Raw genomic sequence first — 12,387 nt, 5'->3', positions numbered from 1 at the left:
CCGAAAAGGGTTTGATAATACGGGATAAGCTGAAATGACTATTTCTGATAAACCCTTACATAGTCAACGCAATATTCTAACGGGAATTTCGCTTGAACAGGTCGCCCATTGATACCACCAATCGCAAGATTCAGCATCATCAGTTGACCGAATCCATTAAAATTATTTGAATAGGGGTTGATATATCCACCGTCTCCCGCACCATGGTCACCTTTATTAACGGTTGTGCTTAAGTCCGTCTCATTCAATAAAAAATCATCCAAATAAATACGGATATACTTCTCATCCCAATCCATTCGCCAAATATGATATTTATCTGCCCATTCAGAGTCGGCAGAAGTAAATTGGGTAATCGGATAATTCTTCGAGTTCCACGTACCGCTCCAACGGGCAGAACCTCCCCAACACAGGTTAGCATGAATCTTTTCCTTATAAAATTCCAAGATATCAATTTCTCCACCCAACGGCCATTCATACCAGTTTCCTGTAGACCAGATAGCCGGCCAGGCTCCTTGCTCAACAGGTATTTTAGCACGCACTTCTATCCTTCCATATTTAAAGGCATAATCACCTTTCGCTACGATACAGGAAGACGTGTATTCCGCATATTCACGAGTCTGCTTCCATGCATTTCCGCCTGTTGCTCCTGCATTATAATTAGGATTCTTCACACGCTCCTCTTTGGCTGTAAACACTAAGGCACCTTTATTCATCCTGGCATTGTCCGACTGATACCACTGGTCTTCTTCATTACGCTGGAAACCTTCTTCAAAACGCCACATATCAGGATTAGGAATGCCTGTACCATTAAATTCATCATGCCACAACAGCTTATATCCTCCCGCCAGTGTATGGTCGTCAGGCACACCTTCCATATCCGGCTCATATTCGGGGCCGGACGGTACCACCTCCGGCACATACGTTACAGTGAAGAAAAACATCATCGTATTCGTTTTCTCATTAATAGCATAAGAGGATGAATCCTTGATTTTCAACGGTAACACAAAGTTAGCGCTCTCTTTACGTTCGTTTACCAACGTAGTCAAATCCGCCTGATAAACAATCAATTCCACCTTATCTGATTCAGCCTTTCCGGCAGACAGTTCCATCTTATCCGATGAGAGAATGTAATAGTCCGCAGGCAGGAGTTCCGCATTTGCATATACGCTGTAGATACCTCCTTCGTCTGCCCGGGCTGTCGCTTTGGTTAACGTGTCCGCATCGACTGTCAGACCTACTACAACATCTTTTTCCGCTTTCCTGTTCTGATACAAGGCAAGGCTCAAATCATAGGAGAAGTCGACAACAACAGAATCCGAATCAAAGGCATTCTTTATATTGCACTGGCTTCCGTCCCATATCTCCCGAGCTTGTTTCAGTCCCAGCAAGTTCAAGTCCAGATTCCCATTGTAACTGAAATCCTTGTCATCGTCACAGCCATACAGACCGTTGACGCTAGCCGCCACCATACAGGCGACCATCCATATCTTATTCCTTTTCATTTTTACGCTTTATTTTAAATTAATCCAAAGAAACTGTTTCGGGGTCGTAGATATCGACCTTCGCATCATAAAAAACAATCTCCCCGATGTGGAAATAGTTTTTGCTTTGTGAACTCGTCGTTACGTTGAAACGGAAATGCTTGAACTTCTTGCCCGGCATCATAAATTCCGTAGCATACCGAGTCTTGCGTACAGCCGGCAATCCGCTTAAAGCAGAAACCGTTTCCCAATTCGTTCCATCATTACTAATCTGTAGTTCGGCAGATGTCGGATACCCATCCGAATTACTGGTATCACGTGTGTAATACTCAAACGCAAAGTTCTCATGCTCTTCATTAAAGTCTATTTGTATATAATGAGGCAACGGTGCTTGCGGAGAATGCCAGTTGGTATGAAAAAAAGAACTTGACCCTGTGTCACCATCTATCAAATACTTAAAGATACCTTCGGAAGCATCGGGATAATTACAGGAAAGTTGTTCCACCGTTAAGTTTACTTTCGTGCGGGATACTTCCGTATATACAGCGGAAGCAGCTCCCGAAGCAGCTTTTATCTCCGTCACGGCACTCCCCTGATTAGCGGCATTAAATGTCTGGAAGAAGAACGAATAATCTCCGAAACGTGCCCGGGTATTGTCTATCAATAATTCAGATGTTCCGTTGGAAGCAACCAGATAGATTTCCTTCTTTTGCAAAGGGTCATAATACTTTATCTTCAGATACTCATAAGCTCCTTCGACAGGCTCCCAGGACAGATTAATCTGTCCGGGCAGCGCTTGCGAGCTAACAGTGGACGGGGCAATGGCAACAGGTGCAGCCGTACTTCCCACGACCTCAAAGGTTTCAAGTTTATCATCACACCCCGCCATGCAAACAAGTAAGCCGGCCGCAATTATATATTTAAAATTCAATTTCATAGTTTCTCTTTTTAATGAATTAAACACGTATGTTCTTTTACCAACCTGCATTTTGAGTCAGATTTCCATTCTTCCGTATCTCCGAATCGGGTATCGGATAGAAATACATCTTATCCTCCCAAACCAGCGGCTTCGTCGTTTTGGTGTAAGTCAATGTCTGGTTGGCATTCAAGGTAATTCCCATTCGTGAAATACTGGTGATACCTCCTTCTTTCCAACGGCGAATGTCCCAGAAACGATGACCTTCAAATGCAAGTTCCACCATGCGTTCTTTTTTATAGCGAGTCCAAAAGTCAGCATTACTCATTCCTGACGGAAATTCCGGCATATTCACTCCCGTACGTTTACGTATTTTGTTAACTGCTTCGCGTGCCGACATATCAAACTCACCGGATGTAGCATCCGCAGAACCCAGATACTTGAATACCGCTTCCGCATAATTCAGGTAAAATTCTCCCAGGCGGAAAGTTATCCAACTATGGCGTTTGCCGCCGGTGCCATCGCTATCACTGATGTCGATAGAGCTATCCAGGTATTTTTTCAGATAGTAACCGGTCGGAGTCGCATACGAAACAGGCAGTCCGTTTCTTCCCCCGTAGTAAATTTCCAATGGATAAGGATTGGCATCAGGCCACTTATCTCCGTTCACCGCAATCGTCATTCCCATACGCGGGTCTCTTCCCTCATACGGATTACTTGGGTCAGGGGTGCTGCCGTCTTGCATTTCATAAGCATCTACCAACGTTTGTGTGGGACAATTACCGGAATTGGCGTTTTCCATACCAATCGGGAAATTATACCATTCGGGACTGTTCATATCTCCAAGACGGCGTGCAAATATCACTTCCGCAGCCTTATAATTGTCTGTTCCCCACAAAGCGGTGTACGCTCCTAAGGAAATTTCATTCTCGTTGCAATAATCAATCACAGCTTTGGTAGCCGTTGCAGCTTCCTTCCAAAGTGTTTTATCTTCACTTTCGTTGAATAGCTTGCTGGCACGATAAAGCAATGTACGGGCTTTCAGCGCCAAAGCTACTCCACGCGTCACGCGTCCTGTTTCGGGATTATCGGCACCACCGGCAGCATCGTTATCCAGACCGGAATATTTCACCGGAAGTTTGACAGCTACCAAGTCACATTCTTTCACGATAAAGTCGAAAATCTCCGAAGCAGGCGTACGGGTGATAGAATTGGCTTCCGCTTCGGTAAGCACCTCCGTAGTGAAAGGAACATCTCCATAGGCACGCACCAACAAGAAGTAGTAGTAAGCACGCAACAGGCGGACTTCATACGGATAGCGGTTGTACCGGTTCATCTGCGACTGATAATCTATCTGAAAACGCAAGTCGTAAAAGTCCAGGCCGGTTCCTTCTTTCAAGAAATAGTTAATCTCACGGATAGCAGTATAGTATCCCCATTGCGATTTGGGATTCAAGGCACTCCAGTTGCCGTTTGTGTAGTCCAGCACCGAAGAGTAGGTAAGCGCCATCTCGGCCTCATCACAAGCGGACGCCAAAGACGTAAGACCCGGCAAATCAGCATCCAGATAGGAATAGATATTATTCACGAATCCGGCGGTGCGGCCAAAGTCAGAAAAGACATATTCCTTATCATAAGTAGTATATTCGTGGTAGTCCATCTTATCGGCACAGGCCGACAAAGCTGCCACACAAACTATACCGAGACATATATTCTTTAATTTCATATCGTTGTAAGTTTTTAAAGTTCAAGATTTAAAGTTTCTTTTAAAGCCCTATCGACAAACCGACATGTACGGAGCGGGTAGCAGGATAAACGTTGTTCCCCATAGCTTCCGGGTCAGTCAGGTCAATGCTGTCGATACTGAACAAGTCAGTTCCTCTAACGTACACCTTTGCATTTTTCATCTTAATCTTGCTCAACCAGGAAGAAGGGAGTTTGTAGTACACCTCACAATTGCGCAACTTCAGGAAAGAGCGGTCGGTCAACCATATCGAACTAGTCTTCAAGTTATTATCCACCGTTTCAGTGCTTAGGCGCGGGAAACGGGCATTCGGGTTTTCCGGTGTCCAGCGGTTATCATAGGCATATTGGGAGATATTCGTATTGTCAACCAACGGAAGATACAGATTGGATGACAGAACAGCAGTATAATTACCTACTCCCTGGAAATAAGCATTGAAGCCCAGCCCTTTCCATTCCAGTCCGACATTGAATCCGTAATAGATTTCCGGACAAGTAGAGTTATACCCCATCGGTATATAATCATTCTCATTAATCACATTGTCGCCGTTGATGTCTTTGTACTTAATGTCACCTGCCCTTACCGGTCCGAACTGTTGTGGAATACTGTTTGCCACATCGGCATCATCCATAAAATAGCCCGTTGCCTGCAAGCCGAAAATCTGTCCGACAGGTTTGCCCGTAGAACGCAGATAGTCATATGCCTGCGGTGATTCCATCATTTCAATAATCTTACTGCGGCTATAAGAGAAGGTACCTCCTGCACGAAGTTGGAAATTACCGATTTTCTTTGTATAATCCAAACCAATCTCCGTACCCCAGCTATCCACGATACCTGCATTCACGTAAGAACTCGATGCACCCAGTACGGCTGAATTTTGTCCGGCAGAGCTTACCCAGATATCCGAACGTCTTTCATAAAAGCCGTCGACAGTCAGAGTCAATCCTTTCAGAAGAGACATGTCTAAACCCAGATTATACTTATATGCTTTTTCGGTAGTCCCGTTCAGAGAAGGAAGTCTTCCTTCCGTCCAACCGCCATCGCCTGTAAAATCGGCTCCTACAGGATAACTGCTTCCGCCTACCATTGTCGTATGCCAATAGCCGTCGGCAGGAATATTATCCGTCCGGATGATACCGAATGAAGCGCGTAGTTTCATAAAGTCAATGACACTCTGGTTCTTCATGAAACCCTCATTAGAGAGTACCCATGCCAGGCCGACTGTAGGCGCCAGTCCCCAACGGCTGTCCGGGTCCAGTTTATTGGATGCAGAAGTCATCAAGGTGAAATCCGCGAAATAACGGTTGTTGTATCCGTAATGCGTATACCAACCTGCATTTTGAGTGTACAAAGAATTGTTCGTACCATTGCTGTTATCATATTTGTAGGTGTACAATAACATACTATAAATATCATGCTTGCCGAAAGTACGCGACCAGTCCACATTCATCTGAAAATTGAATGAACGGTATTGCCAGTCAAGTTTGGCATTATCTCCTGCCACACTGCTCACCGAACCTCCCGTGAAGTCTGTCAGCGTTGCCGGTTCTCCATTAGTCCAACCCGCCACAGATTTCATTCCATATTTATAGTTCACCGTATAGTTCTCCCAATAAGAAGCGATATTATCATATCCCATGCGCACGGAAGCACTTAAACCTTTAGTTACGGATGACAAGTCCTGACTCAACTTCATGTCTGCATACAGAGCACGTGTATGTCCTTTGGAATATCCACGTCCCTGCGTCAGGGCAACCGGGTTATTATAACCGTCCCAAGTAGAGTTACCACCCCATAATCCGTCTTCCGTCTGGATAGGAAAAGCTGCCGACGGCACGGAGACAATCTTATACATCAAATTGTCACTTCCCAAACCCGGACGGCTGAACTCATTCAGTACTCCCATAATATTGGCCTGCATACGTGTTTTCGGACTCAAGTCAATATCCAGATTGGTACGGAAATTAGCTCTTGAATATTTGTTCTGAGTAGAATAACCGTCATTCGTACCGGTATTATCAATAAAGCCCCGGTTATTCTGCAAGTTCAGCAAAGTGAAATAACGCATCTTCGTAGAACCGCCACGGAAACTTAACGTAGCAATATCCGATGCTCCCTGGTCCCGGAACACTTCGTCAGCCCAATTCACGTTCGGGTATAAGTAGGGATATTTGCCGCTTTTATAAGCATCCAACTCATTCTGCGAATAGCGGGCGGATTTACCGGCATTCGTATAAGCCTCGTTCACCGCACTGGCGTATGTATAAGCATCTGCCATCTCCGGAACACACGTCTGAAAGTCGAAAGAATGGTCGTAGGAGAAATTGATTTCTCTCGTCTTGTATTTACCGCGTTTGGTGACGATGTTGACAACACCGTTGATACCTCTATAACCATAGAGTGCCACCGCCGCAGCGTCACGGAGAACACTTACCGATTCCACTTCTTCAGGAGTAATATAATTCAAGACCTGCCAGTTATTATCACGTTCCAGTCCGTCTACTACCAAAAGAATGCCGTTATTACCATTCAGGGTTTGCAAGCCACGGATAGTCATGGAAGGAATCTGGTCCCACACTGTGCCCGTCTTTTGCATGGTAGTCAGTCCCGTCACATTACCATATAACGAATTCCCCACACCGAATGAAGAACGATTGTCTATCTGGTCGGCATATACAGTAGATACGGCTCCCGTAGATTCTGCATTTGTCTGGTTCAATCCGAAACCGACATTCACTTTCTCGCCGGAAAAGTCGATAACAATAGTCATTGCTTTTCCGTTCGTCACCGGTACTACTTTCGTGTCGTCCCGTCCTGTCCGTATTCTTAAAAGATGATTTTTATCCGCAGTGATTGCAAACAGCCCGTTCCTGTCAGTCGTGACCTCCTGTATCAACGGATTGTTTTCAATGGAAACCAATGCACCCGCCACCGGATTGCCCAACTTGTCAACCACCTTTCCGGTTACACTGTTTTCTTCCTGCGCCATACCTTTCAGGCTGACGCAAGCTAACATTGCCAAAGCTATTATTTTATATTTTTTCATATTGTTCTTTCTAAAATTAACCGTTGTTTCTGTCCAACATTACCAACCCGGATTTTGTGTCAATCCATATCCCTTGTTCACTTCGGAAGGCGGGAAAGCCTGCAAATACCACTTCGGGCTAAAGTTGCTCCACCAGGAACGGGCGATACTCCGAATCGTGAAAGGCTCATACTTGAAATCCGAAGGTTTATTCGGGAAGGATGCACTATTGCCACTCGTACCCGACCACGGAGTATTACCACCGCCGTCATTACGGTAAATCATCAGTCCGTGCAACGGAGCCCTGAACAAATCGGCACGTTTATAGCGAATCATGTCAAACAGGCGGACATCTTCCAATCCCAGTTCACAAGCGCGTTCCCGGAGAATTTCTTCCAACAGGGCATCGGCATCGCCTGTCAGGTTCTTACCCGGATTACATTCTGCCAAACCTCCCAGACCAACACGGGAACGTACCGTATTCACCTGTTTGATAGCTCCTGCCAAATCATTCTTTGCTTTCAGGCAGGCTTCCGCATAAATCAGATATACCTCGGCAAGGCGCAGATAAGGCCAATGCGGATAAATGCCGGAAAGTGAGCCTTCCTTATAAAATTTATACAGACGGAATCCGGTAGCCGTTGTGCCCGTTTCAGTGCTCGTGCTATTCTCATTCTCACGTCCGCCTGTCCATAGTTCGGCAGCGTGGTCACCGTAGCTTGCTCCATTCACCAACATAGTTTCATACAAGCGTGGGTCACGAACCGGTTTGTTATAATCATTATCTGTGAAGAACGGGTCGCCGCCATCTGTAAGGAGAGCATCCGTAAACGGAGTTCCATCACTCATCGGGAACATTTTCATATATTCCAGTGTCGGAGTATATCCACCGTTGCCAACGAAGTCTGTCCATTGGAACCACCAACTTCCATGCTGTCCGGAGACACGGGTTGAAATCAAGACTTCCGTATTATTCTGGCGAATAAAATAGGCTTTATTGAAGGCGTCGCGATAAGCAGCGCTGGTAGTGCCGCTGGCTTCCATCAATGAATAACCGCCACTGGTTTCCAACTCGGTAAAAAATGCATTGCAAGCATTCCAACAGCGTGTCCACCAATCTGACTTGTAACCGCCATACCACACCTGATGATTTGTCACCGCTTCTTGAGGAGATTCCGTGCAATACGGTTCATTATCATTGAACAACGGACTGGCCGCAAACAGCAACACTTTGCATTTCAAGGCCATAGCAGCAGCTTTGGTGAAACGCCCCTGCCAGTTGACGTCATCTGCTCCCAAGCTCCAGGGAAGAGACGGCGTATCGGCAGCTTCGTCCAGCATACGAATCATAAATTCTGCCGTAGCTTCCGCAGTAGCGCGGGGTAGCTCATATTCTGCCTGAACATCGTATGCTTTTTCCAACAACGGAAGACCACCGAAATGGCGGAAAAGGTCAAAGTAACGGGAAGCTATGACAACCTTCGCTTCCGCCGTGAGACGTGCCTTCTCTTCATCATCCATATCAGGCACAAGGTTCACATTCTCAATAAATGTCAATGACTGGCGGATAGCCTCCCAACATCTGTCTTTTGTATAGCTGAAACGAGTCTCATTCGAATCATCTTCATCACTGGCCTTGTAAGCACCCGAGTAATATAAACGATTCACACCGTCCCAACTGTTATGGCTATGCCAACAATCGGACATCGTTTCAAACATACCGGTATTCATTCCTTTATTCCAGGAATCCCAGTAATAAGGCAAACCGAAATAGAGTTTGTTGTAAGCATCCCAAAGGAATGCACGGGCATACTCGGCTTTTCCAAAAATAGAGTCCTTATTCAATTCACCCGAAGACGGTGCTTTTTCAAGAAAACTATCGCCGAATTTTATTTCATCGACACAGGATGCAGAAAAGATTGCGATTCCTGCAAAGGCCGTTATAAACCATTTAGTCAAATGTTTCATATTCTTTTTGTTTTTAAGCTAAAATGAAGATATTAGAATCCTAACTTCAAACCGATATTAAAGACACGGGTGAGCGGATAGTTAGGACGGTCACTCTGACGGTTTTCCGGGTCTCCCCAGTCATATCCCGTGAAAGTCAACAGGTTGTAGCCATTCACATACAAGCGACAATCGCTTAACTTGAGTTTCCTCATGAAAGGGAAATCGAAGTTATAGCCAATCTCTACATTTTTCAGACGCAAGTAACTCGCGTTAATCAGATACAAATCAGAACCGGCATAGTTATTCTTCGCATGGCTTTCCGTTATACGCGGGAACTTTGCAGTGAAAGTATCTTCGGAAGAACGCCACGTGTTTTCGTATTGATAAAGCAGCAAACCTTTCTGCTGCGTATCACCCAGCGGTTGTCTGAATTCGCTCAACATACGGTCTACATTCCAGGCACCCGTCCACTGCATGGAGAAATCGAAATTCTTCCATGAGAATCCTACATTCAGACCTGCCGTATATTCCGGCACATCGGTGAAACCGATATTGCGTGTATAGTCATTACCATTTATTTTTCCATCACCATTCAAGTCTACATACACTGCATCACCCGGTGATAAAGTAATTCCATGGTCGGCAATGGCGCGTCCGAATTCTTCCTGATGGCGCATATCAGCCGTTTCATCATAAAATCCCCAGAATTTATACATCGAACGCGAACCGATACGGCGTCCTGTCTTATACATCCACGGTTCATCCTGAGCTACTTCATTCATATATACAATCTTGTTGGTTGCATAAGAGAGGTTAAAGTTAGCCCAATAACGGAACTCTTTACTTAGATTATCATTCCACTTCAATTGCAGTTCAATACCTTCATTTTTTGCCTTACCTACATTGACTACCGGAAGTGTCATACCCAATATAGAAGGAAGATAATCCGGTTCAACTAGAATATCCTTACGGTTTTCTACAAAATAATCGGCGGAAATACTCAAGCGTTCATTCAAGATTGTCAGGTCGATACCATAGTTCTGCTTGACAGAAGTCTCCCACGTAGCGTCCGGATTTGAGTTAGTAGCCTCATACGCACCGGGCTTGATGGCATTTACATTCTGTCCGAAATAATATCCGTGAGTATTCTGATTGCTTCCCGAACCGTAACCATAAGAACCGGGCAGATACAAAAAGCGTTTATCTCCCATCTTGTCGTTACCTACCATACCTACTGACGCACGGACTTTGAGATAATTCAACGCTTTCTTCAAAGGGGCGAAGAAAGGTTCTTCACTGACTACCCATCCTATCGAACCTGCCGGGAAGAAACCATAACGCTTGCCGGGAGCAAAGTTCTCGGAACCATTGTAACCAGCGTTGAACTCCGCCATATAGCGTGTTTTCCAGTCGTAAGTGACACGTCCTACAAGACCTACATAGCCTGAAGGAATATAAGAATACGTTCCGCCCGGATAATATTTCTTCGATTGATTGTAAAGCATAAGTCCGCTTACATTGTGGTCGCCAAATTTGCGGTTGTAGCTTAAAGCCAACTCCATATACCAGTCACGCGCCTTGCCGAAATCGCCATCACTATAACTCAACTGACTGTCGCTTCCTTCTTTACGGAAGGTAACGGCGCCCTTGTCATCAGTAACCGGCACATAGTAGGCTATGGAAGAACTGGCTTTCTTTGTAGTCGCATATTCTGAGTTGTATGACCCTTTCAGTTTAACAGAAAGTCCCTTCGTTATGAAATCCAGTTTCTGGTCGAGAATTAAGTCAAGATTCAACACATTGGTTGTCAATGTACGGAAACCTTTGCCATAATAAGAGTTCAAGCCATCAGCGCCTGTGAACGGGAGATATGTCGAGTTTGACACCACCCGGTTGCCATCTACGATACCGGCACCCGCAAAAGGAACTGCCCAATAAAGTTTACGAAACAACTGGTTTTGGTCTTCTCCCGATTCGGGAGTACGCTTCACTTCGATACGACCGCCGATATTCACTGAAAGCAGTGTGGTCTTAGTGACATCAAAGTCTAAGTTGGCACGATAATTATAACGCTTATAATCGAAGTCGAAATCCTCACCGGCATTGAACTGCTTGAACATACCGCCTTGGGTAAACATACCTGCGGAGACAAAATAGCGCATATTGTCCGTACCACCGGAGATGTTGACATTGTGTTGCGACTGGAAAGCAGCCTTATTCATACAATAGTCAATCCAGTTAATGTCCGGATAGAGCAAAGGATTGGTCTGGTCACGAAAAGTCGTGAGTTGGTCGTCTGTGAAAACAGGATTACCGCCATCGCCGACTTTCATCATATTATAATAAGAAGCATACTGGTAGGAATTGGCAAATTCCAGTTCCTTTGTACGCAAGTTCACACCGACGGAAGTAGAGAAAGAAACTTTTGCCTTTCCCTGCGCACCACGCTTGGTGGTGATAAGAATTACACCATTCGCACCACGCACACCAAATACCGCCGTAGCTGAAGCGTCCTTAAGAATAGTCACGCTTTCAATTTCATTGGGGTCGATTTGCGACATATCACGTTCTACGCCATCCACCTGAATCAACGGAGAGGCATCTTGCCATGTAGCAATACCACGCACATAGATATCGGCAGCATCGGCACCCGGCTCACCGGAATACTGCACGGAAGAAATACCCGTCACCTGCCCGGACAGGATATTGGAAATAGAACCGGCAGGAGTTTTCAACAAATCCTCTCCTTTCATAGAGGAGATAGCACCTGTAATGGATACTTTCTTCTGCACACCGTAAGCTACGACTTCGACTTCTCCCAATGACAACGCGTCTTCTTCTAATACTATATGGAGACTAATACCTTTTCTGACCGTTACTATCTGGTCTTTGTAACCTATAAAACTAACTTTAATTTTCGCGCCCGGCGCCGCATCTACAGAGAAGTTTCCATCCATATCGGTAATCGAGCCACTGGAAGTACCCACTACCGTCACATTCGCTCCAATGACAGGCTCCCCATGAGCATCTTTCACCGTACCTTTCACTTTGGAATTTTGTTGCATTACCTCCGGCATCGGACTTTCGTCACCATAGCCTTTCAGAGGAATCAAAAGAAATAAGAACAATGAGAGCACTACCGGAAGCAACCGATATTTATTTCCCACTTGTCTTTCATGGAAGGTCTTTTGTTTTTCCATTTAGTATAAACATTAAGATTAAACATTAAATAAACTACGTGGTTCTTCTATCCCGAACAACCACTGCAAAC

General features: G+C 45.2%; 6 protein-coding genes. All 6 read right to left on the bottom strand.

The genetic code is table 11. The features are described 5' to 3' along the window. Window positions 1-38: 38 nt before the first annotated feature. The 6 genes from ACGHVY_RS17865 to ACGHVY_RS17840 are packed head-to-tail and all read right to left on the bottom strand — an operon-like array spanning window position 39 to window position 12,316. Window positions 39-1,502: a BT_3987 domain-containing protein gene (locus tag ACGHVY_RS17865; protein WP_390600394.1), complete on the bottom strand. Its 1,464-nt coding sequence runs from the start codon at window positions 1,500-1,502 to the stop codon at window positions 39-41. A gap of 19 nt (window positions 1,503-1,521) precedes the next feature. Next, complete coding sequence (locus tag ACGHVY_RS17860; protein WP_390600392.1) at window positions 1,522-2,418, bottom strand: discoidin domain-containing protein; 897 nt, start codon at window positions 2,416-2,418, stop codon at window positions 1,522-1,524. Window positions 2,419-2,455: 37 nt separating this feature from the next. Then, window positions 2,456-4,123, bottom strand: a complete 1,668-nt coding sequence (locus tag ACGHVY_RS17855) for a RagB/SusD family nutrient uptake outer membrane protein (protein ID WP_390600389.1) — start codon at window positions 4,121-4,123, stop codon at window positions 2,456-2,458. 40 nt (window positions 4,124-4,163) lie between these two features. Next, a complete protein-coding gene (locus ACGHVY_RS17850; protein WP_390600387.1) occupies window positions 4,164-7,187 on the bottom strand; it encodes a SusC/RagA family TonB-linked outer membrane protein in 3,024 nt (1,007 codons plus the stop codon). Between the two features lie 39 nt (window positions 7,188-7,226). Beyond that, window positions 7,227-9,134 carry a RagB/SusD family nutrient uptake outer membrane protein gene (locus tag ACGHVY_RS17845; protein ID WP_390600384.1) on the bottom strand — a complete coding sequence of 636 codons (1,908 nt, stop codon included), beginning with the start codon at window positions 9,132-9,134 and terminating at the stop codon, window positions 7,227-7,229. A 32-nt stretch (window positions 9,135-9,166) separates the two neighbouring features. Next, on the bottom strand, window positions 9,167-12,316 hold the full coding sequence (locus tag ACGHVY_RS17840; RefSeq protein ID WP_390600382.1) for a SusC/RagA family TonB-linked outer membrane protein: 3,150 nt from the start codon (window positions 12,314-12,316) through the stop codon (window positions 9,167-9,169). Window positions 12,317-12,387: the final 71 nt, after the last annotated feature.

Source organism: Bacteroides sp. f07, assembly GCF_042854785.1.
Classification (GTDB): Bacteria; Bacteroidota; Bacteroidia; order Bacteroidales; family Bacteroidaceae; genus Bacteroides.
Note: the sequence above shows the minus strand (reverse complement) of the source record. Positions and strands in the feature narration are given on the sequence as shown.